Here is a 22,815-nt window from a genome sequence, read left to right on the forward strand (position 1 = left end):
ATCGGCAGAATTTCGCCGGTTTTACAACCACAACTGCGGGCTAGTTGGTGCTTGGGGCGGGTCAGCCGAGCTGCAGCACGCCGTCCACACGGCGTGAAACACCCAGCGGGTTGTCCTCGCGCAGGGCCGCCGGCAGCAACGCTTCGGGCGCATCCTGATAGGCGACGGGGCGCTGGAATCGGCGGACCGCCGTCGCACCCACGGAGGTGAACAGCGAGGTGGTGGCAGGGTAGGGGCCGCCGTGCTGCTGCGCCCAGTTCACGGCCACGCCGGTGGGCCAGCCACCAAACAACACCCGCCCGGCCAGCCCGGTCAGCTGGTCCACAAGCGCGCCAATGTCCTCGCCCTCTTCGGCGTGCACGGTGGCTGTCAGGCTGCCGGGCACGAGGGCCAGCGCCGCGGCGAGCTCGGCGTCGTCGCGGTATTCGATCAGCAGGGTGGTGGGGCCGAAGCACTCCTCCAGCAGCTCCGCCGGCCGCGCAATGACGGCGGCCGCCGTGGTGGAGAAGACGACGGCGGCGGCACCGTTGGCTTCAGCGTCTTGGTCCGCGGTGCCGCTGAGCACGTCCACGCCGGGCTGGGCGGCAAGCCCCGCCAGCCCCTGCGGGTAGGCGGCGGCAATGCGGTCGGTTAGCATGGGTGCCGCCGCCTTGCCGGTGCACTCGGCCGCAACTTCAGCACCAAACTCGGTGCCGGCGGGGATGAAGACCAAGCCGGGCTTGGTGCAGAACTGCCCGGCGCCCATCGTGAAGGATCCGGCCAGGGCGGCCGCAAGCTGGCTGCCGCGCGCGGCGAGGGCCGCCGGGGTGATGACCACGGGGTTCAGGCTGCCCAGTTCGCCGTAGAACGGGATGGGTTCGGGGCGCGAAACGGCCAGGTCAAACAGGGCGCGTCCGCCGGGGATGGACCCGGTGAAGCCGACCGCCTTGATGAGCGGATCCTGCACCAGTGCGGTGCCCGCTTCGCGCCCGGCGACCAGCGCAAACAAGCCGGCGGGAGCACCGGCGTCGGACAATGCGGCGGCAACAATCTCGGCGGTCCGACTGGACAGCTCCAGGTGGCCCGAGTGTGCCTTGACGATGACGGGGCAGCCCACTGCCAGTGCGGAGGCGGTGTCGCCGCCGGCCACGGAGAAGGCGAACGGGAAGTTCGACGCCGAGAACACGGCCACCGGGCCGACGGGACGCAGGATGCGGCGCAGGTCCGGCGACGGCGGGGTGGAGTCCGGGTTGGCGTGGTCAATGACGGCTTCCAGATAGGAACCCTCGGTGATGACGCGGGCGAACAGGCGCAGCTGGCCCGTGGTGCGGGCCACCTCGCCGGTCAGCCGTGCGGTGCCGAGCCGGGTTTCCGAATCGGCGATCGCCACCAGTTCCGCCGCGTTGGCGTCGAGGGCGTCGGCGATCGCCTGCAGCCAGGAGGCGCGCTCGGCGTCGCTGGCGGCCGCGGCCGGGCCTGCTGCTGCGTGGGCGGCGGACGTGAGGTCTTGAAGTTCTTGCGTTGCGGTCTGCACGAAAAGGTTTCCTCTGCTTCGGTGGGTTTGCGGAGTGTCTTGTGTGGTTAGCGGGCGGGGATGCCGGAGGCGAACTGCAGCCCCAGCCCGGGGACTCCGGTGCCGGAAAGGCGGCTGTCGCTGATGGTGACCGGCGACGGGCCTGCCAGTATCCCGAGCTGTTCGAAGGACGCGTCCTCCACGTCCTCCACCGCCACCGGATTGGCCAGGGTCAGCGCCAGCTGCCCCGACAGTTCCGGCAGCAGGTGCGGGGCCACGGCGATGCTGTTGGTGCGGGCCAGCTCCACAATCCTGCGGAACGGGGTGATGCCCCCGACCCGGACAATGTTGGGCTGGATGATGTCCACGGCCTCGGCGTCGATGAAGTCGCGGAAGCGCTGGATGGTGTGCACGTTTTCGCCGAGTGCAATGGGCACGGGCGAGTGCTTGCGCAGCCGCTTGTAGGCCCAGAGGTCGTCGGCGCGGATCGGTTCCTCCAGCCAGTGCAGGTTGAACTGCTCCAGCCGGGACAGCGCCCGGATGGTGGTGGGCAGGTCCCAGCGCTGGTTGGCGTCGATCATGAGGGCGCGGTCCGGGCCGATGACGTTGCGGACAGCGGCCACGCGCTCCACGTCCTCGGCGATGTCCGGCTTGCCGACCTTGATCTTGACGGCGGAATGGCCGGCAGCCATCCAGCGTTCGGCCTGCGCCACCAGCTCCTCGAGCGTGTAGTGAAGGTTCACGCCTGAACCGTACACCTCCACGGATTCATGCCGCTGGCCCAGCAGCCCCGGCACGGAGGTGCCGGCGTTGCGGGCGGCCAGGTCCCAAAGCGCCAGGTCCAGCCCGGCCATGGCGATGGTGGTGAGTCCGCCGCCGCCGGCCTCGTGCAGGCGCAGCCACAGTGCGTCCCACAACGGTTCCGGCTCGGCGGGAAGACCCACGGCAAAGCCGGCAATGTCGTGGTCCAGCAGGGCCTTGACGGCCTGGGGGCCAATGGTCGGTGTCCAGGAAAACCCGTGGCCGGTTCCGCCGTCGTCGGTTTCCACGGTGGTGGCGATGATGTGGTTTTCCGGTGCCTCCGCACCCCAGCTGCGGCGCAGCGGCACCGTCAGCAGGCGGGTGCGCAGGGCTGTGATCTTGGCGGTCATCGGTCGGTCCGTATCAGGCGTTGGCCAGCGCGTGGCTGGCGGCCAGCTCGTGGCCCTTGACCAGGATGGCGGCCAGGCGGGCTTCCTGCTCGGCGGTGGGGTTGACCAGCGGCGGGCGGACGGGGCCCACGGGCAGCCCGGCCTGGCGGATGCCGGCCTTGATCAGGGACACGCCGAAGCCGGGAACCTCATCGCGCAGGCGGACCAGGGGTGCGTAGAAGCCCTCGAGCAGTTCGGCGCGGCGTTCCTCGTTGCCGTCCATGTAGGCGCGGTAGTAGGCGCCGGCGATTTCCGGGGCCATGGCGAAGGCGGCCGAGGAGTACAGCGGCATGCCGAGGCCGCGGTAGGCGCCCTGGGTGAGTTCTGCCGTCAGCAGGCCGTTGAAGAACTGGAAGTCCTCGCGTCCCGTGGCGCGCACGGCGGAGACGATTTCCTGGGCCAGGCCAACGTCGCCCACGCCATCCTTGAAACCAATCACCTTCGGGTTCGCGGCCAGTTGGACCATGGCGGCGGCGGAGAATTTTGCGTTGGCGCGGTGGTAGACGATCACGGGCAGTTCGCTGGCGGCGGCGATTGCTTCAACATAGGCGACCAAGCCGTCCATGGGTGCGCCCACCAGGTAGGGCGGGAGCACCAGGAGCGCGTCGGCGCCCACCTCGGCGGCGGCGCGGGCTGCGTCCAGGGCGTGGCCCAAGGGCCCGCCGGCGCCGGCAATCACGGGGACGGTTCCGGCCACAACCTCGACGGCGGTCTGCACCACGGTGCGGACCTCGGCAATGCTGAGGGCGTGGAATTCGCCGGTGCCGCAGGCGGGGAAGATGCCGCCGGGGCCGAACGGGAGGCGCGAGGCGATGTGCTCCTTGAGCAGGGCAACATCCACGCTCCCCTCGTCATTGAACGGGGTGACGGGGAAGAAAAGTACGCCTTCGAACTTCATGGTTTCTCCTAGTGTGAGGCGGCGGACGCCAGGTCCGCGCGGTTGGTGTCGGTGAGCTCGGTGCGCCAGCTTCGCTGCGGCGTCCAGCCCAATACTTTTTCGGCCTTGGCAATGGAAAATGCGGGGCTGGTGCCCGTCAGCCCTGCGGCCAGTTCTTCGCTGCCCGGCAGGAACGCCGGCATGAGCTTGTCCAGCGGCTCCTCGGCGAGCGCGTCGGCGGCACCCACAAAGAAGGTCTGGGCGTTCTCGATGGTGTCCATCTTCTCCAGCAGCACGGCCAGGAAGTCGGCCACGTCGCGGGCGTCCACGTAGTTGAACAGGGCGGGCGCGGACAGGGCCGGGTCGGCCAGCCGTTCCACGAGGGTGTGGCCCTGCTGTGTCGGTGCGCCGTCCCATTCCTCCGGGGAGATGACGTAGCAGGGCCGGAACGCCGCGTACCGCACCGTGCGCCCGTGGGCTGTGGCGAACATCCGCATGACCTGCTCGGCCACCAGCTTGGACAGCGCGTAGGCGTTCCAGGGTTTCGGGGTGGTGTTTTCATCCAGCGGGAAGCGCTCGGGCAGCCATCCCGCCGGGTTGCCGTAGCCCAGGACGGTGGGGCTGGAGGCGGTGACGATGCGGCCCACCCCGTTCTCGGTGGCTGCACTAAAAACGTTGTAGGCCAGCATGGTGTTCGTCTTGAGGATCACGTCCTCCGGCGCGCTGAACGGGACGGCGATCGCGGCAAGGTGGATGACGGCGTCGGGCCTGTGCCTGGCCATGACCTGGTGCACCGCGGCCGCGTCAAGGAGATCAACGGATTCCTGCACGACGCCGGACAGTGCCGGGTCCTCGGGCAGGGCGCCGCGGTCCACGGAGACCACTGTGTGGCCTGCGGCGGCGAACCCCGCGACGACGCTGCGGCCCAGGCGGCCGGAACCGCCGGTGATGAGCACTGTGGTCATGGTTCAGCCTTCCTTGTTATGGCCGGCAGGCCTGTTGTGCCGGCCGGCCTGGCGGGACAGGTCTGCGCCCAGCCCCAGTGCGGGGATGTGCACCGGCAGGCCGGTGGCGAGGGATTCGTTGCCTGCTATCCCGACGGACACGGCGCGCAGCCCGTCGATGTAGCCGGAGGGGCGGCCCAACGGGTCTTCGCCGGGGCCGTTGAACAGGTCGGAGAGCAGCAGCACGTCGCCGCCGCCGTGGCCGCCGTCGCCGTTGATGATTTCCACCTCACGGGCGGCCTCCCAATGACGCTGGACGACGAGCCGTTCACCGTTGCTGCGCACAGCGTCGTCCTCCTCGATGGGCGTGGCACTGGGGTCCACAACATTCTTCTTGTCGCCGCTGCCGTGGACGGCCGCCCGCTCCACCACATCCAGTTCGGCGCGGCCCTCGGTGCCATTGACACTGACCCGGTAGCCTTCCCAGGGGCTGTGGGCGTTCAGGGAGTAGCTGAGGGTGGGCCCGCCGTCGTAATCCACGGTCAATGCCAGGTTGTCCTCGATCGTGATGCCGCCGGAGAACACGTCCTTGTCGCGGATGTAGCCGTCATGCTTTTCGTTGGCCAGGTACAGGGCCGCCAGTTTTTCGTCCTCGCGCATGTCCAGCGCAAAGGGGTCGCGGGCACCTTGGGGGGAGACGCCGTCGACCGTACCGCGGGCGGGTCTGTCACCAAGGCCGCGGTCCGCTGCATTGTCCGCGCCGTAAAAGCGCAGCCCGCCGGAAGAATAGACGCGGGCCGGGGAATCATTGATCCACCAGTTGACCAGGTCAAAGTGGTGCGAGGCCTTGTGGATGAGCAGGCCGCCGGAGTTCTTCTTCTCCCGGTGCCAGCGGCGGAAGTAGTCGGCGCCATGGACGGTGTCCAGCATCCAGCTGAAGTCGATGCTGGTGACCTTGCCGATGACGCCGCTTTGGATGATCTCCTTCAGGGCGCTGTTCCGCGGGGAATAACGGTAGTTGAACGTGACCACCACATTGCGCCCGGTTTCCTCGATCGCCGCGGTGATGCGGCGGCAGCCATCAACATCAATGGTGAGCGGTTTTTCAACCACGACGTCGGCACCTGCGTTGAGTGCCTCAACAATGTAGTCCGCGTGGGTGTGGTCGGGTGTGGTGATGATGACGCGGTCTATGGAGTTGGCCGTGATGAACGCGGTCAGCTCCGCAGGATCAAATGCGGCCGGGGCGGGTGCCGCGGCGCTGCCGGCTTCGCCGCTCCCGGTGTCACCTGCGTGCAGCCGGTTGGCCAATTCCAGGTAGTAACCGGTGCGTCCGGGGTTCACGTCCCCAATCCCCACCAGGACAGCCGTGTCGGCATGCGGGCCCATGACCGCCTCAACGTACATTCCGGCGCGGGATCCTGCACCGACCAGGGCCAGCCGCGATCTCTTCTTCGACGGCACATCTGTGGGCCTTTCGGCGGACGCGACTTCGGTTCTCATGAGTTTGGGCGACCTTTCGCAACTCTGTGGTGATTCCGGCCAGTCCCACCCTTTGGCGCTTTCCCATTGAGTGGCTGGTTGTTATAAAGTAGATTCTGAGAAAGCGTTTTCTCAAACCGTTATATGCTTTCTATCAACAGTCCGGCCGTCACGTCAAGGCCGGGCCTGCAGTCCGCCATATTTGTACCCGCCACCTCGAGCCGTAAGGAACCACCATGGCCAAGCGAGCCCGCCCCACCCGTGTAGGGATATCAGACGTCGCCACCAAGGCCGGCGTGTCCCTGGCAACCGTTTCGCGCGTCATGAATGGAAACTTCAGCGTCGACCCGCAAATCGCCGACAGGGTCAGGGCCGCCGCAACTGAGCTGAAGTACCAGCCAAACCCGATGGGCCGCAATCTGGCACGCGGCAAGACCGACACCATTGGCGTCGTCGTGCCTGATCTCGCCAACCCCACATTCCAGGGTGTCTTGCGGGGTGTCAGCCGGGCGGCGGCCCACGACGGCTACCGGGTGCTCATCGCCGACTCCTCGGAGGTGTCCAGCGAGGAGGCCGTCCTGGCCGGAGAGGCGCGCAGGCGGTGTGACGGCGTGATTCTCTGCGCCCCGCGCATGAGTCCTGCAGAGCTGGAGGAGCTGGCGCCGAGCCTGCACCCGATGGTTCTGGTCAACCGCATCACGGAGGCTGCCGACAGCCCCAGCGTGATGGTGGACTACGGCCAGGGGATCCAGGGACTGGCCGCGCATCTGGCGGACCTGGGACACACGAGGATCGCCTATGTGGCCGGCCCGGAAAGCAGTGCCTCGAACGCCCTGCGCCTGGCCGGGCTGGAAGCCTTTACGCAGACGCACCCGCACATTGAACTGGTGATCCTGCAGAGCGGATCCACGTTTGAGGACGGCCACGATTCCGCCGACGACGTCGTTGCCTCCGCGGCCACAGGCATCCTGGCGTTCAATGACTTGACGGCCATGGGGCTGCTCAGCAGCCTGAACGAGCGGGGCATCAGGGTCCCGGAAGACATGTCCGTCACGGGCTTCGATGACATTCCGTTCGCCCGCTACACCACGCCGCCGCTGACCACGGCGGCCGTGCCCATCATCGACGTCGGGGAGCATGCCTGGCAGCAGATGCGTGATCTGCTCAACGGCACCGACACCTCTGACACACTCCAGGTTTTCCAGCCCCATGTGGTGCCGCGGGGCAGCACCGGGGTCCCGGCGAAGAGCACGGCCCGCACCCCGGAGTAGGCGGGGCCCACAATCCCACAATCCCGCGGGCCCAAATGTCCAGACGCGCCAGCGGCTGAACATTGGGAGGGATTGGGGATCAGCGCAGCGGGTTGAAGTGGCGCATGCTGGGCGGCTGGGTGTTTCCCGTAATTCCGGCGGCGACCATTTTTCCGGTGAGCGGGCCCAGCGCGACCCCCCACATGCCGTGGCCGCCGGCGACGTGGACACGGGGGGAACGGGTGGCGCCGACCAGCGGGAAGCCGTCGGTGGTGCAGGGCCGGGACCCCACCCATTCCTCGGCGCGGTCCTCCCAGTTGATGCCGGTGAACATGGGTGAGGCCGCATCCACAATCGCGTTGATGCGGCGCGGGTCAAGGGGTGCGTCGGCATCGCGGAACTCCATCATGCCAGCGACCCTGAGCCTGTCCCCCAGCGGCGTGCAGGCCACGCGTTGCGCCGGGAAGTAGATGGGGTGGCTGGGCATGGCTTCCGGAACAACCGTGAAACTGTACCCGCGGCCGGCCTGGACAACGCGCTTGACGCCGAACTTGCGTGCCAGCGTCCCCAGCCAGGCACCCGTGGCGAGGACGACGGCGTCGGCCTTGAGCAGGCGGCCCTCGGAGCCGATCACGTCCACGCCGCTGCCGGTGTCGCGCACGTCCAACACGGTGAACGCGGTGGTCAGTGTGGCGCCGCGGGCAACCACGGCTTCCGCGAGGGAGTGCATGAACGCCGGCGGGTTGATGAACTTTTGGTTGCGGATCTCCAGCCCGGCAACGACGCCCGTACCCAGGGTGGGCTCAAGCGCACGGATTTCGTCACCGGACATGAGGTTGAAGTCGACCTGGCCGCCGGTTTCGCGGATGACGTGAAATTCCTTGACCAGGGCGTCGCGGTCCTTGAGCGAGCCGAATCCCGTCAGGAAGGGGTCGGCAGGGCTGGCGGTTTCGGCGAGGGGCGGTGTCCCGGCAGCAATTTCGTCGAAGGCGTCGATCCCGGTGCGGCCAATTTCCGCAAAAATGGCCATGGCTGCCCGCCACTTGCCCGGCGTGCAGTTGCGGGCAAAGCCGAGCAGGAATTTCAGCAGCGACGGGTCGGTGGAAAAAGGGATGTACAGCGGGGAGGCGGGATCCAACATGGCCTTGAGTCCGTAGGTCAACACCGAAGGCTCGCTCAAGGGAAGTGTCAGGGCCGGGGTCAGCCAGCCCGCGTTGCCCCAGGACGAGCCCGAAGCCACCTCGCCGCGGTCAACCACCGTGACCTTGATGCCTTGTTCCTGCAAATACCAGGCAGTGGACAAGCCAATGATTCCCGCACCAACAACAACCACATGTTCAGGCGCCTTTGCACTGACCACGATTCACACTCCTCGCACGTTGGCCGGCCGCTTTTCGCACCGGCTCCGGTCCCAGCGTATCCATGATTGCGGACGCCGTGAAAAGCACGCCTTGTCATTCCCTAGGGGCGGGACTCAACTTCATTGCCGAGCTCGTCCCCAAGCACTGCGTCGGCGGGACGACCGCCGCCGCCCTTGCGGTATCGATAGACGCCAATGGCAACCACGATGGCCGCCAACCCGGCCGACAGCAGCAATGCCTCGCGTGTCTCGGGAACAATCACCATGCCAACGAGCAGTGCCGTGATGACCGCGATGGAGAGCCACGTCAGATAGGGGAAGAGCCACATTTTCAACTCGAGTTGTTTCGCCTCAGCACCCATCCGTCGTCGCAAGATCAGCTGGGACAGAGCAATCACCAACCACACAAACAAGGCGATGGCGCCGGAGGTGTTGACCATGAACAGGAACACGGTGTCCGGGGCCAAATAGTTCAGCCCCACTGTCACGAAGCCCACCACGGTGGATGCGAGAACTGCGCTGACGGGGACACCGCGCTTGGAGATCTTCCGCCAAGACTTGGGCGCATCGCCGCGGGTGGACAGGGAGAACAGCATGCGGCTCGCCGTGTACAGTCCGGAGTTCAGGCAGGAAAGCACGGAGGTCAGGACAACAACGTCCATGATGGTGCCGGCACCGGGAATACCAAACAGCTCAATAACTGCCACGTAGGGGCTCTTGGCCACCGAGGCATCATTCCACGGCAGCAACGTCACAACGATGGCAACGGAGCCAATGTAAAAAATCAAGATTCTCCACACCGTGGACTTCACTGCCTTCTTCACAGCATCCACGGGATTCTCCGACTCACCTGCGGCAATCGTGGCAATCTCAGCACCAAAGAAGGAGAATACGACCACAAGGACTCCCGCAAGGACAGCCCCCGGACCGCTCGGGAAGAAGCCTCCATTGCCAGTGAGATTTGAAAGGCCGGGTGCGTCGACACCCGGTAAGAATCCAAGGATCGCTATGACTCCCAAAAGCAGGAAGACAATGATGGCGGCCACCTTGACGGAGGCAAACCAAAATTCAAATTCACCGTAGGACTTCACTGAAGCCACGTTGGTCAGCGTCAGCAGCACCATCAGGATCAGCGCCCATTGCCATTGCTCAACCTCCGGCACCCAGCGGTGCATGATGGCTGCTCCGGCCGTCGCTTCAACACCGAGGACTATGATCCAGAACCAGGCATACAGCCAGCCGATGCTGAAGCCGGCCCACCGCCCCAACGCCTTGTCGGCATAGGTGGAAAAGGACCCGGTTTCCGGATGGGCGGCCGCCATTTCTCCCAGCATCCGCATCACCAGGATGACCACGATGCCGGCCGCCGCATAGGCCACCAGAATCCCGGGACCGGCCTGCTGGATAGCGGCGCCCGATCCTACAAAAAGCCCGGCGCCGATAACTCCGGCAATGGCAATCATGGACAGATGGCGCGGTTTGAGGGTCTTCGATAACTGCTGCTCTGACTGCATTGGCAAAACTTCCTCTTGAGGTACCCGTGTGCGGCAAAGCTGCCGCAGGCTTCCGTGATGCGTCTCACGGGGACGATTCAGCCTAGGACGGACTTGGCCCGCCTTCGTTGTCCAAAGTGCCAAATTTTGCCTGCGAAATCTGGTCAAATGCACTTAAATTGGACGGTGATGGTCGCGTTGTTGCCCATGGGGCAACTATTGGGGCTGTTTCAGAAACCTCCCGCCAGGGATCTAGCTGAGGGCCGGCGGGTCCGGCACCACGATTCACCGACAGAGACAGCAACTGCTTCGAGCTCCGCAAGCCGCCCACCCAGTCGTCGGGCTTGGGGCAGCAAGAAACCCGAAGACACCCGGGCGTGGCGAACTAGAGCCCGGTTTGGGTCCGCGGCTGGTAACCAACTCCGGGGTGGCTGGCCGCGACGATCGCCCGCAATTCCGGCAGTGTCGTGGGCGCCGCCCCCGCCGCGCGTGCCTGGACCAGGACGTTGCCGAGTGCCGTGGCCTCCACGGGTCCAGCGACGACAGGCAGGCCCGTGGCGTTGGCTGTGAGCTGGCACAGCAGCTCGTTTTGGGAGCCGCCGCCCACAATATGGACCACATTCACCTTTTGTCCGGAAAGCTCCTGTACCTGCGAGACCGTGCGCGCGTAGGCTGCGGCAAGGCTGTCAACAATGCAGCGTACGACGGCGGCTGGCCGGTTTTCCAGCCCTCGTCCCCCGACGCTTGCGGCGGCACGGATACGTTCGGGCATGTTTCCGGGGGCAATGAAGTCCTCGGAATCCACATCGAGGAGTGGCCCCCCGGTTGGTTCGGCAGCCGCGGCAGCCAGCAACTCTGGCAGGGACAGCGCAAGCGGTTCGGGCATGGTAACCGGGGACCCGGCGTCGTGGGCTTCCTGTCCCCACGTGCGCATCGACTCGCTGAGCAGCCACAGGCCGCCCACGTTGCGCAGGTAGCGGGTGGTGCCGTCCACGCCGCGCTCGTTGGTGAAGTTCGCCGTCCGGCTGGCCTCCGTCAGGACCGGCGCATCCAGCTCCACACCGACCAGCGACCAGGTGCCGGAGGAAATGTAGGCAAAATTGGGGCCTGCCGCGGGGACGGCTGCCACGGCGGATGCGGTGTCGTGTGAGCCGACGGCCACCACCCGAGTGGTTGTTGGCAGCCCGGTTCGCGCGGCAATCTCGGGCAGCAGCGTGCCGATGGTTTCCCCGGGCTCAATGAGCGGCGGGAAGAGCTCGGCCGGCAGGTCCAGGGCGGCCAGGAGTTCACTGGCCCACTCCCCCGCCACGGCGTCGTACAGACCCGTGGTGGAGGCATTCGTGGACTCGGTGCGGCGGCTGCCGGTGAGCTTGAACGCAATGAGGTCGGGGATCAGCAGCGCCTGCAGCCCGCCGGCGAGGTCCCGGCCGTCAGTCTGTTCGGCGGCCAGCTGGAAAATCGTGTTGAACGGCAGGTGCTGCAGGCCGGTTGTTTCATACAGCCGCGCCGGGCCAACGATGCCATGGACCCGGTCCACGGCCGCGGCGCCGCGGCCGTCCCGGTAGCTGAACGGCTCCCCGATAAGTGCGCCCGCGCCGTCGATGAGACCATAATCCACGGCCCAGGTGTCGATGCCGATGCTGGCGATCGCGCCGTCAACGGCCGCTGCATGCTTTGCGGCCACCGCCAGCCCGGCCATGACCTCGGTGAAGAGTCCGTCGAAGTCCCAGTGCAAGGCACCTTCATGTTCCACCACTCCGTTGGGGAAGCGGTGCACCACATCCAGGCGCACCGTTTCCCCGCCAGCATCCAGGCCTCCGACGATGACGCGTCCGGAGGACGCGCCAATGTCGACGGCGGCAAACAGTTTGCTCATCGCAGGAAGGCTGCGGCCACGCCGGCGTCGACGGGGATGTGCAGGCCGGTGGTGTGTGACAGCTCGGCGCTGGTGAGCACGGCGGCGGCGTTGGCTACGTTTTCCGGGAGCACCTCGCGCTTGAGCAGGGTGCGCTGGGCGTAATACTCCCCCAATTTGTCTTCGTCGACACCGTAAACGGCGGCACGCTTGGCGCCCCAGCCGCCGGCGAAGATGCCCGAGCCGCGGACCACGCCGTCGGGATTGATGCCGTTCACACGGACACCGTATTGGCCCAGTTCGGCTGCAAGCAGGCGCACCTGGTGGGCCTGGTCCGCCTTCGTGGCCGAATACCCGATGTTGTTGGGTCCGGCGAACACGGAGTTCTTGGAGGAGATGTATACGATGTCCCCGCCCATGTCCTGCTCAATGAGGACCTTCGCGGCCGCCTTGGAGACGAGGAACGAGCCCTTGGCCATGACATCGTGCTGTAGGTCCCAGTCTTTTTCGGTGGTTTCCAGCAGCGGCTTGGAGATCGACAGCCCGGCGTTGTTGACCACCAAATCAAGCCCGCCGAACGCCAGAACTACAGCATCCACGGCGGCACGTACGGCGGATTCGTCGGTTACGTCTGCTTGGATGCCAATGGCCACGTCGGGCCCGCCAAGTTCCAGTGCCACGGCCTGGGCGGCTTCCAACTTCAGGTCTGCAATGACAATGCAGGCACCCTCGGCGGCCAGCCGGGTGGCGATGGCCTTGCCAATGCCCGACGCCGCACCGGTCACCAGTGCGATGCGGGTTGCGTGCGATTTGGGCTTGGGCAGGCGGGCCAGCTTGGCCTCTTCCAACGCCCAGTATTCGATGCGGAACTTCTCCGCCTCGTCGATGGGTGCGTAGCTGGAGAGCGCCTCGGCGCCGCGCATGACATTGATGGCGTTGAGGTAGAACTCGCCGGCAACCCGTGCGGTCTGCTTGTTCGCGCCGTAGGAGAACATTCCGACACCCGGAACCAGAACGATGGCCGGATCCGCGCCGCGCATGGCGGGAGAATCTGCCACGGCGTTGCGGTCGTAGTAGGCGGCGTAGTCCGTGCGGTATCCGGCGTGGAGTTCCTTCAGGCGCGCGATGGAGTCTTCCACCGAGGCGTCCGCCGGCAGGTCCAGGATGAGCGGGGCGACCTTGGTCCGCAGGAAGTGATCGGGGCAGCTGGTGCCCAGGGCTCCCAGCCGCGGGTGCTCGGCCGAGGCCAGGAAGTCCAGCACGGCGGCATCGTCACTGAAGTGGCCAACGGCGGCCTTGTCCGTGGAGGCAAGGCCTCGGATCGTCGGGGCCAGTGCAGCTGCCTTGGCGCGGCGCTCCCCCTCAGACAGGGCGCCGTAACCGGGCAGTACAGCGCCGAACGGGTCCTTGCGGGAGTTGGCCTTTATGTAGGCCTCTGCGGTTTCAATGATCCACAGCGAATTGGCCTCCGCTTCCTCGCTGGTCGCACCCCAGGCGGTGATGCCGTGTCCGCCGAGAATGGTGCCGATCATCTTAGGGTTGTTGTCCTTGATCGCGGCAATGTCCAGGCCCAGCTGGAAGCCGGGGCGGCGCCACGGCACCCAGGCCACCTTGGTGCCGAAGATCTTGGCTGTCAGTTCCTCGCCATCGGCCGCTGTGGCGATGGCGATGCCGGAGTCCGGGTGCAGGTGGTCAACATGGGCAGCGTCGACGAGGCCGTGCATGGCAGTGTCGATCGACGGTGCCGCACCGCCCTTGCCGTGCAGGCAGTAGTCGAATGCGGCGACCATTTCATCTTCGTGGTCAACGCCCGGGTAGGTGTTGACCATTGCGCGCATTCGGTCCAGACGCAGCACGGCCAGGCCTGATTCCGTAAGGGTGCCGAGGTCCCCGCCGGAACCCTTCACCCACATCAACTCCACCGGCTCACCTGTCACGGGATCCGTTGCGGTTCCCTTGGCTGAGGTGTTGCCGCCGGCGTAGTTTGTGTTGCGCTTATCAGCACCCAAACGGTTGGAACGGGCGATCAGATCTGCCACAGTGTCGGTGCCGGTTTGAGCATTGGCGGGTGCCGCCGTCGTGCTTGTTGTATCAGTCCTGTTGCTCTGCTCGCTCATGGTTATGCTCCCCATCCGGCCTGGGTGCCACCCACGCGCTCGGAATTGATTTTTTGTTGGTATCCGCTGGCGGCAAAGGCGGCCATCGGGTCCGCGGGCAGGCCACGGGATTCGCGCCATTCCGCGAGGACCGGGCGGACGTCGGTGTAGAAGGCGTTGGAGTAGATGTCGTTCGCGCCGAGGACGTCGCCGGCGTTCTGCGCTTCGGCGAGGGCTGCGCGGTCCACGAGGAGCGCACGGGCCGTCATTTCTTGCACGTTCAGCACGGAGCGTATCTGCCCGGGAATCTTTTCCTCGAGGTTGTGGCACTGGTCAAGCATGAAGGCCACGCCGGAATCGGTGCCGAGACCGTCGCCGCGGATGACCTCGTACATGATGCGGAAGAGCTGGTACGGGTCAGCCGCGCCCACGATCAGGTCATCATCCGCGTAGAAGCGCGAGTTGAAGTCGAAGGAACCCAACTTGCCCAGCCGCAGCAGCTGCGCCACGATGAACTCAATGTTGGTGCCCGGCGCGTGGTGGCCGGTGTCGAGGCAGACCAACGCCTTCTCGCCGAGGGCGACGGTCTGGGCGTAGGAGGTGCCCCAGTCGGGGACGTCCATGTGGTAAAAAGCCGGCTCGAAGAACTTGTATTCCAGGACCATGCGCTGGTTGTCGCCGAGGCGGGCGTAGATCTCCTGGAGCGACTCGGCGAGGCGATCCTGGCGGCCGCGAATGTCCCCCTGGCCGGGGTAGTTGGTGCCGTCGGCGAGCCAGATCTTCAGGTCGCGGGACCCGGTGGCGTCCATGACGTCGATGCACTCAAAGTGGTGGTCAATCGCCTGCCGGCGGACAGCCGCGTCCACGTGGGTCAGGGAACCGAACTTGTAGATGTCGTCCTGGAAGGTGTTTGAGTTGACGGTGCCCAGACCAACACCGTGGTCGGCGGCGTAGGCGTTGAGGGCGTCGTAGTCGTCGACCTTGTCCCACGGGATATGCAGCGCAACGAGGTGTGCCAGACCCGTAAGTTTGTGCACCTGCGCCGCATCGGCGATCTTCTCCTCAACGGTGCGGGGGGTCCCCGGCGTGCCAAAAACCTTGAAGCGCGTACCGGAGTTGCCATAGGCCCACGAGGGGACCTCAATGGCCAGCTCTTCGAGCCGGCCCAGCATCGTTGCCATGTCAGTCATGTGTTCATTCCTTCTCAGTTGTGGCCGGCGGCTGCCAGCCGGTTTTCCCGGCTAAAGACTTCTTCCAGTGCAGCGGACCTGCCTGGTTCATTCCGACGGCGAATTGAACTTCGCCAGTGCCCACTCCCTGCCGTCAAAACGGACTTCCGTGATAGCAGCATTGATCACCTCAGGGAAGACCGTCCTGTACCTGTCCAGGGGGATCCCCATCACGTGGCACAGCAGCAGCCTCATCAGCGTGGTGTGCATGACAACGAGGACTGCGCCGTCCGGACGGGCTCCGGCGATTTCCTCCAACGCCTCCAGGGCGCGGGCAGCAGCGGAGCTCCCGGCTTCCCCTCCCGGCAGCGGCGACGTTCCCGGGTTGGCCATAAACGCCGCCAGTTCCCCGGGGAACGCATGTGCCATTTCGGAACGAGTGAGCCCTTCTGCACGGCCAAAATCAACTTCGCGCAATCGTGCGTCAACCACCAGCTCGATCCCCAGGCCCGCCACGGCAGGCTGCGCCGTGGCAATGGCGCGGGACAGGTCCGAGCTGTACACCGCGTCGGGCCTGTTCCTTGCCGCCCACCGGCCCAGCCGTTCCGACTGCTCGTTGCCGAGCGGAGTCATCGACACATCAGTGCTCCCTGCGTAGCGGTTCTCGGCATGCCAAAGCGTTTCCCCATGGCGGGCCAAATAGAAAACTGTCATTTATCTGCATCTCCTTGCCGGTGACGAGTTGTTCGGGCACGGCGGCTGGAAGGCTAGCTGCCTGCCCCGGCCCGGGCCTGCTCGAGGCCCTTGCGCATGAATTCAATGGCTGAGGTGGCGAGCTCCACGTTGTCCACCCACAAGTTTCGCCATATGGCCAGTGAGTTGGACAAGGACTCATGCACCACCTTGGAGGAAAAAGACTCAAAGGTGATGACGCCGTCGTATTTGACTTCAGCGAGCGCACCGAAGAACTCCGCCCAATTGATGCTCCCCGTCCCCAAGGCGCCCCGATGGGATTCACCGACGTGGACGTAACCGAGTTTCCCGGCAGCCGCCGCCAGCCGGATCGCCTCCGCAAATGACCGTTCCTCAATGTTCATATGGTACGAATCAAGGTGTGCATAGACGTTGTCCCGGCCAATGGAGTCAATGAAGTCCAGGGTCTGCCCGGTGGTGTTGACTACATTGGTCTCATAGCGGTTGGCAAACTCAATGCCCAAGCTGATCCCGGATTCGGCTGCTTTGTCGGCCAGCCAGGCCATGGTCTCGCGGGAATTCTCCAGTCCCCGTTCCGTTGCCGGCGCATCGTATTTTCCCAGCTTTGAATAAATGACGCCGCAGAGCATCGTGCCGCCGGTGCCTCGAACAATGTTCAAGGCGTCCGACAACAGTCCACGTCCTTTGCGCACCGCCTCAGGGTCTTCGCTGGAAACACCAGTGTCCGCGCCAAGCCCCAGCGAAACGGCTGACTGCATACCGTACTCCTCCAGCACCCGGCGGGTCATGTCGATGTCAATGTCGGCCGGGTTGATGGCGGCAATTTCCACCAGTCCGTAGCCGGCCTTGGCTGAGCTCTCAATGGCGTGCCTAGCGGTGCTTTCAGTCCAGGTCCCTGACCAGACAAGCGAATGACAACCAAAAGTGTTCATTATTCTCCAAACTTCACATACGGGCGGAATTATTGTTCAACGCTGGGCTGTCCAGTCTTGGCTGTTCAACCGCTGCCAGGCAGATATCCACGGTTTCTGAGCTCCGCGAGGAATCGTTGGTAGTTTTCTTCCAGGGCAGCTGTTTGCCGACCGTCAGGTTCAAAGGTTGCCTCGATCGACACGATGCGGGTGCTGATCTGTGCCAACGTCTCCGCTGTGACAGTGGCAGCGGCGATCATGGCGGCACCGAATGCACTGTTGTGTGCTCGCGGCCGGTGGATTGACCGGCCCAACGTTGTTGCCCTGATCGTGTTCCATACACTGCTTGAGCTGCCGCCACCGGTGGCCAGGAAGCGTTTGGGGACCACACCCATTGTTTCGAGGCGCTCCACGCTGAGCCGTTCAACGAAGGCAACACCCTCCATGACGGCCCGGTAGTTGTCTGCATCGCTGCCGTCGCCTCCGGTGGCAAAAAACTTCGCCGTTGTCGATTTGAACGGAAACCTTTCCCCCAGCCCAGTCAGTGGATAGCAGACACCGGATGCCGGACCGTGGCGTTGTGCCATCTGGTTCCCGGCAAGAATCGCCGCCGGCGAGGTGCCAAACCGGCTGCCCAGTGCCCCGGCCCCGACGTTGGAGGCGCCCCCGGGCCAATAGTTCCCGTTGGGTCCCTTGTGGGAGTAGACAACAAAATCAGCCGAACAAACATTTTGGGCCGCCACCGACTTCAGCACGAGTGTGGTGCCCAGGACGCCAACAATATCGCCCTCCTGCACTGCACCAGCACCGATTTGGGCGGTGCAGCCGTCAGTCATGCCCGCTATGATGCCAACCCCGGCTGGCAGGCCCAAATGCTGCCCCACGCTGTCGGACACCGCACCTATGACGGAGCCCGGATGCACCAGCACGCCCATCTTTTCCACGGGCAGCGACAACCGTGCCAGCAGGTCAAGGTCCCAGTCTCCGTTCTCCACGTCGATGGCCGACTTCAGCGCATGGGAGGTGTCACTGGCTATGAGAGCCCCGGCCAGTGCGGCGTGGACTACATCCGGGGTGTGCACATACTTTTCGGCGGGAGCATTGCGCTCCAGCCACAAGGCGCGGGCCAGTGCGGCATAGGGGCCCTTGGGCAGCTGGGCCGAAATCTCGCGGTTCTCGGCGGCCGCGCGCTGGTCGTCGTACATCAACGCGTCCCCGGAGGGGACTCCAAGGCTGTTGCACGGAACAATCGTTCCGGAGGTTCCGGTGGTGCACAGTGCCCGGATATTCCGGCTCTGCGCCCCCAATACCGCTGTCACGGATTTGATCAGTGCAAAAACCACCTCGGCGTAATTGGCCTGTTGCCCCCTGCCCGCATTGGCTGCACGCACTGGAAGTGCCAGCGGAGCATCGGTCTGGGCAATTATCTGCCCCGTCTCCACGCCGACGGCCAGGACACGGGCATTGGCCGTGGCCAGGTCAATGCCCAGGACAATGGACTCGGAGCGCATTTTCTAGTCCACCCGGCCAGCAAGACGGCCACGGCGTTCCACCACGTCTTCACGGGCGAAGAAGCTGGCCACGGAATCGTCCGGAATATGCTGAACTCCGCCTGCCGCATAGGCTCCCAGCCGAACTCTGGCACTCTTCACAGCCATGGCCGAAATTCCCTCCACGGCGTCGGCAGTATCTGCGAGGGCAACTATCCCGTGGTTTCCCAAGGTGATCAGGCTGGGAAGTTCCCGGCCGCTTTGCGCATGCTTGCGCAGGACCTCATAAAACAATCTGCCCAGGGCCATTCCCGGCTGGGCGTACGGCACATAGAGGGGTTGCCCGATAACGACCGCCTCATCTGAATATGCGGCATGGTCATAGGCGGTTTCAGCATGGATGCTTGCCATCAACGCCACAACATCGGTGGGGTGTGAATGCCCGATGAAACGCACGGGGAAAATCGCTTGCACTGCCACATGAATCAGTGTCTCGATGGAGGCCCGGCGGCGCTTGCCTGCATGTTCACCGGCGTCCAGGACGGTTGACAGGTCCATCTGGGTGGATTCCGGGTCCAGCATCAACTGAAGCAGCGGATGAACCTCAACCGACACAAAGTCCTCGGCCGTGGCACGCTGCATGTTGGAGCCCGAAGTTTTCACCACCAACCTGCCATCCGCCATTAGTTCAGAAGTGTTTCCTTCCGCCAGTATGGCCAAATCCCGGTTTGGTTCCCCCATCGCACGAGTAAGGTCCACGAGGTCGGCCGACACCAGTGCCGGGTCCCATAAAACACTCATTTTGTTCCTCCGTATTTTCTGGAAGTGAGCCCATTCAACAAGGCTGCCAGGATCAGGATCGTGCCCAGTGCGGCCAGCTGCACCTGGGACCCCAGGTTGCCGGTGAAGATCAGCAGCAGCCCAGCATTGAGCCAGACGATCAACAGTGTCGCAACAACAATTCCTGAGATGCGGCCAATGCCGCCCGTAATTGCAACGCCACCGAGCACTGCGATGGTGATGGCAGGCAGGGCCATGCCGTTGCCGGACACTCCGGCGTCGGGGCGGGCGGAGGCAAATTGGGCCACTGTGACAACTGCAACCAATCCTGAAATGACGCCTGCGATCACGTACGCACCCATTCGGCTTCGCCTGACATCGATGCCCGACCACCGGGCTGCGACGTCATTGGTTCCAATGGCGAATTGACGGCGTCCAAACGTTGTCCTGTTTAGCAGGAACCAGGCCACCAAAGCCACGGGGATGAGGTAGGTAAAAACCCCCAACGGGACATTGGGCAAATTATGCCCAATCAAGGGGATCTCCACGGATTGTGCGCTGGAGTAGAAGTCTTGAATGGGCGGTGTGCTGATTGGTCGCTGGTTGTTGACAACAAGCGCCAACGACTTGAAGGCATAAAAGGTGGCCAGGGTGGCAATCAACGCAGGGAAGCCAAGATAGGCAACCAGAAAACCGTTGATGGCACCGCACAAGGCACCAAACAGAACCGCGGCAATCACAGCCACCCACAACGGCCAGCCCCAGACTCCGTAGGCCAGGCCGAAGATCATCCCCGTCAGGGAAACGATGGCGCCCACGGACAGGTCAATTCCGCCGCGTCCGCTCAGGATCACAAAGAGTTCGGCGATACCCAGCAGGACAAGCGGCACGGCGTTGATCAGAGCTGCCGCCATATAGTCGGAATCGTAGCTGCCGTTGAGTGTCCCGGCGGCGTCGAGCGTGAACATGGTGCCTACGGCAATAACCAGCAGCACGGCCAGGAGCAGAGTTCGCTGCGTGGCAATTATCCTGATTGCTCTGCTGAGTGCAGTCTCATGCTGCACAGCGTTGGGGGACATGGTTGAGACGCTCATGACTTCCTCCGTGCCCGTTGCCGAACCAAGTCAGTGCCGACGGCAATGATGATGAAAATTCCGACGAAAAGATTGGCCAGCTGTGTGGGCCAGCCAAGCTGTGTGACGCCGGAGGTGACTGTTTGCACCAAAATGGCACCCAGAACCGTGCCCACAACCGAGCCGCGGCCTCCCATGATTGACGTGCCGCCAATGACGACGGCCGCGATGACGGCCAGCTCACTGCCGGTTCCCACACTTTGGTCAAGTGTGGAGGTTCCCAGGGACATGGTGAAGCACGCCGCAACACCAACCAGCAGGCCGGTAATCACGTAGGTGAGGATGGTGCGCCGCTGCACCCTGACCCCGGCCAGACGTGCGGCACTTGAATCACCACCAATGGCGAACAGGTGGCGCCCGCCTGAAGTGTGCCGCAAATACCACCATGCAGCCAAAGCCACAATTGCTGTGATCAAGAAGGAATGGGGAACCCCCAATGTTCGCCCGGCCTCTCCGCGGCCAAAAAATTCAAACGTGGACGGGATCCCGTTGACGGTTTGTGAGCCAAAGATACGCAGCCCGAGGAACTGAAACAAGTTGGCCGTGCCGAAAGTGATGATGATTGGGTGGACCCGGCCAATGGAGATCAGGAATCCGTTGACGCAGCCAAGCAGCCCGCCGATGATCATGGAGATTAGCAGCGCCGGTATCAGGGGCATCCCGGTTGCCACCAGCATTTTTGAGGTGACGACCGCACACACCATAAGCATGGCCGCAACCGAAATGTCGATGCCCCCTGTGATGATGACAAACGTCATGCCCACGCCAACCAGCGCGATGGGTGCCACGGAAGCCAGCAGGGGTTGAATGGACCCGGGAGTCAGGAACGACTTTGTCGTCATGCCCAAAACGGCCCAAAGGACGATGAGCACCGCCACCAGGACCAGTTCCTGTCCTGTTATGGGCAGAGGCAGTATTCGGGCCGTCTTTCCGCCCTGTCTTTCTGCGAGCTGCCCGCGCCGCGGGCTTGGCAGCTTGATGCTGGCGTTCATTTACTTTTCTCCCTCCTGGGTGGGGTCCGTGGTCTGGCCCGCTGCAGCAGACAAGAGATCAACTTGGGATGCGTCTGGCCCAAACTCAACTGTGGTGGTTCCACCACGGACCACTATGGTCCTGTCCGCCAACCGCAAAACCTCGGCCAGGTCTGAGGTGACAATCAGGACCGCGGTGCCTTGTTCTGCCAGGGCAATAATGATGCGATGAATTTCTTCTTTGGCACCCACGTCAACGCCTTGTGTCGGTTCTGAAAGAACCAAGACTTCCGGACGGTTTACAAGCAGCCTGGCCAAGACCACTTTTTGTGCGTTTCCGCCGGACATCGATGCGATGGGCATGGCTTCATTGGGCGTCTTCACTGCCAGCCGTTTGATCAGGTCCAGGGCGGTGGTCTTTTCAGCCTTCCGGTCCATCAAGACCCCGGCTTTTGTAAAGTGACCCAAGTTGCCGGCAGAAATATTGAAGGCAATCGATTGAAAAGCGAACATGCCTTGCACCTTGCGGTTGGCAGGCAGCAGGGCAATGCCCAGTTTCTGGGCATCGGAGGGTGTTTTGGGCTTGATCCGCCGTCCGTCGAGGTAGATTTCACCTGCGCTCGGGGTCTCAATGCCGTAAAGCGTTGAGGCAATGTCGGCCGATCCTGACCCGACCAGTCCGTACAATCCCACTATTTCACCGGTTCTGATGGACAAGTTGACGTCCCTGAACTTGCTTCCGTGCGCCAGGTCCCGAACTTTTAGTTTGGGTTCACCGACGGGGATCACCCGCTCACTGCGACTGTCATTGAGGATCCCGCCCACCATCAGCTCTGCCATTTGGCGCACTGAATAGTCGCCGATGACCCCGGTCTGGATAGTTGCACCGTCACGCATGACTGTGACTTCATCGGCGATGTGGGCCAATTCATCCAGGCGGTGGGAAATGTAGATGATGCTTACACCCTCGGCAGCGAGACGCCTGATGACTGTGAAAAGGACTTCGATTTCCGAGTCGGTCAAAATGGCGGACGGTTCATCGAGAATGAGGATCTTGGCCTCGTTGACCAGCGCCTTGGCAATGGACACTTGTTGCTGCTCGGCAATGGAAAGTTCGGCAATGGGCGTTGAAGCGTAGGCAAGCGGCAGTTGAAGCAGCGTCAAGAGCTCTTCAACGCGCTTCATCTGCGCAGCCCAGAAAATTCTTCCGGCCTTCTTAATTTCCCTGCCCATGAAGATGTTTTCAGCAACTGTCAGCTCCGGAAAGAGCTGCGGTTCCTGGTAGACAGTCTGGATACCCAGATTGATCGCGGCGTTGGTTGATTCGACGGTGACCAATTCGCCGTCGAACTCCACAGTTCCTGCGTCCGCGGACTCTGCTCCGGAAAGGATCTTGATGAGCGTCGATTTGCCGGCACCATTTTCACCGATGATTGCGTGCACGGTGCCGGACTTGATCGCGAGGTCGGCGTTCTTGATGGCACGAATCGCGCCATAGCTCTTTACTATGCCGGTCATTTTCAGGCGCAGCGGCCGGTCGTCACCGGATAAATTCTTCTGAGTGTCCACAGTGTCATTCCTCTAAGAAGTACCGTCTGCCGGGGTTCA

General features: G+C 63.8%; 18 protein-coding genes. 1 reads left to right on the top strand and 17 read right to left on the bottom strand.

Annotated features, from left to right (window positions below):
- Positions 1 to 61: 61 nt before the first annotated feature.
- The 5 genes from ACT3TS_RS02185 to ACT3TS_RS02205 are packed head-to-tail and all read right to left on the bottom strand — an operon-like array spanning position 62 to position 6,006.
- Positions 62 to 1,513, bottom strand: a complete 1,452-nt coding sequence (locus ACT3TS_RS02185; RefSeq protein ID WP_444529845.1) for an aldehyde dehydrogenase (NADP(+)) — start codon at positions 1,511 to 1,513, stop codon at positions 62 to 64.
- 47 nt (positions 1,514 to 1,560) lie between these two features.
- Positions 1,561 to 2,643, bottom strand: coding sequence for a mandelate racemase/muconate lactonizing enzyme family protein (locus ACT3TS_RS02190; protein WP_444529846.1), 1,083 nt, complete (start codon positions 2,641 to 2,643; stop codon positions 1,561 to 1,563).
- Positions 2,644 to 2,656: 13 nt separating this feature from the next.
- Entirely contained in the window at positions 2,657 to 3,580 is a 924-nt protein-coding gene (locus tag ACT3TS_RS02195) for a 5-dehydro-4-deoxyglucarate dehydratase (RefSeq protein WP_444529847.1), read from the bottom strand.
- Between the two features lie 8 nt (positions 3,581 to 3,588).
- On the bottom strand, positions 3,589 to 4,524 hold the full coding sequence (locus tag ACT3TS_RS02200; RefSeq protein WP_444529848.1) for an NAD-dependent epimerase/dehydratase family protein: 936 nt from the start codon (positions 4,522 to 4,524) through the stop codon (positions 3,589 to 3,591).
- A gap of 3 nt (positions 4,525 to 4,527) precedes the next feature.
- Positions 4,528 to 6,006 (bottom strand): Gfo/Idh/MocA family protein, encoded by a 1,479-nt coding sequence (locus tag ACT3TS_RS02205; RefSeq protein WP_444529849.1) that lies wholly within the window; start codon positions 6,004 to 6,006, stop codon positions 4,528 to 4,530.
- 215 nt (positions 6,007 to 6,221) lie between these two features.
- On the opposite strand from ACT3TS_RS02205, the gene ACT3TS_RS02210 reads away from it, so the two are divergent.
- Positions 6,222 to 7,256 carry a LacI family DNA-binding transcriptional regulator gene (locus ACT3TS_RS02210; protein ID WP_444529850.1) on the top strand — a complete coding sequence of 345 codons (1,035 nt, stop codon included), beginning with the start codon at positions 6,222 to 6,224 and terminating at the stop codon, positions 7,254 to 7,256.
- Positions 7,257 to 7,335: 79 nt separating this feature from the next.
- Here ACT3TS_RS02210 and ACT3TS_RS02215 read toward each other — a convergent pair whose 3' ends face one another.
- The 12 genes from ACT3TS_RS02215 to ACT3TS_RS02270 form a co-directional block, all read right to left on the bottom strand.
- Complete coding sequence (locus ACT3TS_RS02215) at positions 7,336 to 8,595, bottom strand: NAD(P)/FAD-dependent oxidoreductase (protein WP_444529851.1); 1,260 nt, start codon at positions 8,593 to 8,595, stop codon at positions 7,336 to 7,338.
- Between the two features lie 101 nt (positions 8,596 to 8,696).
- Positions 8,697 to 10,109: an amino acid permease gene (locus tag ACT3TS_RS02220; RefSeq protein ID WP_444529852.1), complete on the bottom strand. Its 1,413-nt coding sequence runs from the start codon at positions 10,107 to 10,109 to the stop codon at positions 8,697 to 8,699.
- Positions 10,110 to 10,473: 364 nt separating this feature from the next.
- Positions 10,474 to 11,964: a rhamnulokinase gene (locus tag ACT3TS_RS02225; protein ID WP_444529853.1), complete on the bottom strand. Its 1,491-nt coding sequence runs from the start codon at positions 11,962 to 11,964 to the stop codon at positions 10,474 to 10,476.
- Positions 11,961 to 14,060, bottom strand: a complete 2,100-nt coding sequence (locus ACT3TS_RS02230; protein ID WP_444529854.1) for a bifunctional aldolase/short-chain dehydrogenase — start codon at positions 14,058 to 14,060, stop codon at positions 11,961 to 11,963. Before ACT3TS_RS02230 ends, ACT3TS_RS02225 begins: the two co-directional genes overlap by 4 nt.
- 2 nt (positions 14,061 to 14,062) lie before the next feature.
- On the bottom strand, positions 14,063 to 15,229 hold the full coding sequence (gene rhaI, locus ACT3TS_RS02235) for an L-rhamnose isomerase (protein ID WP_444529855.1): 1,167 nt from the start codon (positions 15,227 to 15,229) through the stop codon (positions 14,063 to 14,065).
- A gap of 87 nt (positions 15,230 to 15,316) precedes the next feature.
- A complete protein-coding gene (locus ACT3TS_RS02240; protein ID WP_444529856.1) occupies positions 15,317 to 15,922 on the bottom strand; it encodes a histidine phosphatase family protein in 606 nt (201 codons plus the stop codon).
- A 53-nt stretch (positions 15,923 to 15,975) separates the two neighbouring features.
- Entirely contained in the window at positions 15,976 to 16,854 is an 879-nt protein-coding gene (locus ACT3TS_RS02245) for a sugar phosphate isomerase/epimerase family protein (protein ID WP_444529857.1), read from the bottom strand.
- 65 nt (positions 16,855 to 16,919) lie between these two features.
- Positions 16,920 to 18,344 carry an FGGY-family carbohydrate kinase gene (locus ACT3TS_RS02250; RefSeq protein WP_444529858.1) on the bottom strand — a complete coding sequence of 475 codons (1,425 nt, stop codon included), beginning with the start codon at positions 18,342 to 18,344 and terminating at the stop codon, positions 16,920 to 16,922.
- Positions 18,345 to 18,347: 3 nt separating this feature from the next.
- The gene (locus tag ACT3TS_RS02255; RefSeq protein WP_444529859.1) at positions 18,348 to 19,124 is read right to left on the bottom strand and encodes a class II aldolase/adducin family protein; all 777 of its coding nucleotides are present in this window, start codon (positions 19,122 to 19,124) and stop codon (positions 18,348 to 18,350) included.
- Positions 19,121 to 20,197, bottom strand: coding sequence for an ABC transporter permease (locus ACT3TS_RS02260; RefSeq protein WP_444529860.1), 1,077 nt, complete (start codon positions 20,195 to 20,197; stop codon positions 19,121 to 19,123). The genes ACT3TS_RS02255 and ACT3TS_RS02260 overlap by 4 nt, the downstream gene beginning before the upstream one ends.
- The gene (locus tag ACT3TS_RS02265) at positions 20,194 to 21,228 is read right to left on the bottom strand and encodes an ABC transporter permease (RefSeq protein ID WP_444529861.1); all 1,035 of its coding nucleotides are present in this window, start codon (positions 21,226 to 21,228) and stop codon (positions 20,194 to 20,196) included. Before ACT3TS_RS02265 ends, ACT3TS_RS02260 begins: the two co-directional genes overlap by 4 nt.
- Positions 21,229 to 22,776, bottom strand: coding sequence for a sugar ABC transporter ATP-binding protein (locus tag ACT3TS_RS02270; RefSeq protein WP_444529862.1), 1,548 nt, complete (start codon positions 22,774 to 22,776; stop codon positions 21,229 to 21,231). It abuts the gene before it with no gap.
- Between the last annotated feature and the right edge of the window lie 39 nt (positions 22,777 to 22,815).

The sequence above is a fragment of the Specibacter sp. AOP5-B1-6 genome, from assembly GCF_052376555.1.
Classification (GTDB): domain Bacteria; phylum Actinomycetota; class Actinomycetes; order Actinomycetales; family Micrococcaceae; genus Specibacter.

Excerpts from the sequence above, each read along its gene's own strand:
- ACT3TS_RS02190 (WP_444529846.1), bottom strand. The coding sequence starts at position 2,643 with ATGACCGCCAAGATCACAGCCCTGCGCACCCGCCTGCTGACGGTGCCG.
- ACT3TS_RS02195 (WP_444529847.1), bottom strand. The coding sequence starts at position 3,580 with ATGAAGTTCGAAGGCGTACTTTTCTTCCCCGTCACCCCGTTCAATGAC.
- ACT3TS_RS02200 (WP_444529848.1), bottom strand. The coding sequence starts at position 4,524 with ATGACCACAGTGCTCATCACCGGCGGTTCCGGCCGCCTGGGCCGCAGC.
- ACT3TS_RS02205 (WP_444529849.1), bottom strand. The coding sequence starts at position 6,006 with ATGAGAACCGAAGTCGCGTCCGCCGAAAGGCCCACAGATGTGCCGTCG.
- ACT3TS_RS02210 (WP_444529850.1), top strand. The coding sequence starts at position 6,222 with ATGGCCAAGCGAGCCCGCCCCACCCGTGTAGGGATATCAGACGTCGCC.
- ACT3TS_RS02220 (WP_444529852.1), bottom strand. The coding sequence starts at position 10,109 with ATGCAGTCAGAGCAGCAGTTATCGAAGACCCTCAAACCGCGCCATCTG.
- ACT3TS_RS02225 (WP_444529853.1), bottom strand. The coding sequence starts at position 11,964 with ATGAGCAAACTGTTTGCCGCCGTCGACATTGGCGCGTCCTCCGGACGC.
- ACT3TS_RS02230 (WP_444529854.1), bottom strand. The coding sequence starts at position 14,060 with ATGAGCGAGCAGAGCAACAGGACTGATACAACAAGCACGACGGCGGCA.
- rhaI (WP_444529855.1), bottom strand. The coding sequence starts at position 15,229 with ATGACTGACATGGCAACGATGCTGGGCCGGCTCGAAGAGCTGGCCATT.
- ACT3TS_RS02240 (WP_444529856.1), bottom strand. The coding sequence starts at position 15,922 with ATGACAGTTTTCTATTTGGCCCGCCATGGGGAAACGCTTTGGCATGCC.
- ACT3TS_RS02245 (WP_444529857.1), bottom strand. The coding sequence starts at position 16,854 with ATGAACACTTTTGGTTGTCATTCGCTTGTCTGGTCAGGGACCTGGACT.
- ACT3TS_RS02250 (WP_444529858.1), bottom strand. The coding sequence starts at position 18,344 with ATGCGCTCCGAGTCCATTGTCCTGGGCATTGACCTGGCCACGGCCAAT.
- ACT3TS_RS02255 (WP_444529859.1), bottom strand. The coding sequence starts at position 19,124 with ATGAGTGTTTTATGGGACCCGGCACTGGTGTCGGCCGACCTCGTGGAC.
- ACT3TS_RS02260 (WP_444529860.1), bottom strand. The coding sequence starts at position 20,197 with ATGAGCGTCTCAACCATGTCCCCCAACGCTGTGCAGCATGAGACTGCA.
- ACT3TS_RS02265 (WP_444529861.1), bottom strand. The coding sequence starts at position 21,228 with ATGAACGCCAGCATCAAGCTGCCAAGCCCGCGGCGCGGGCAGCTCGCA.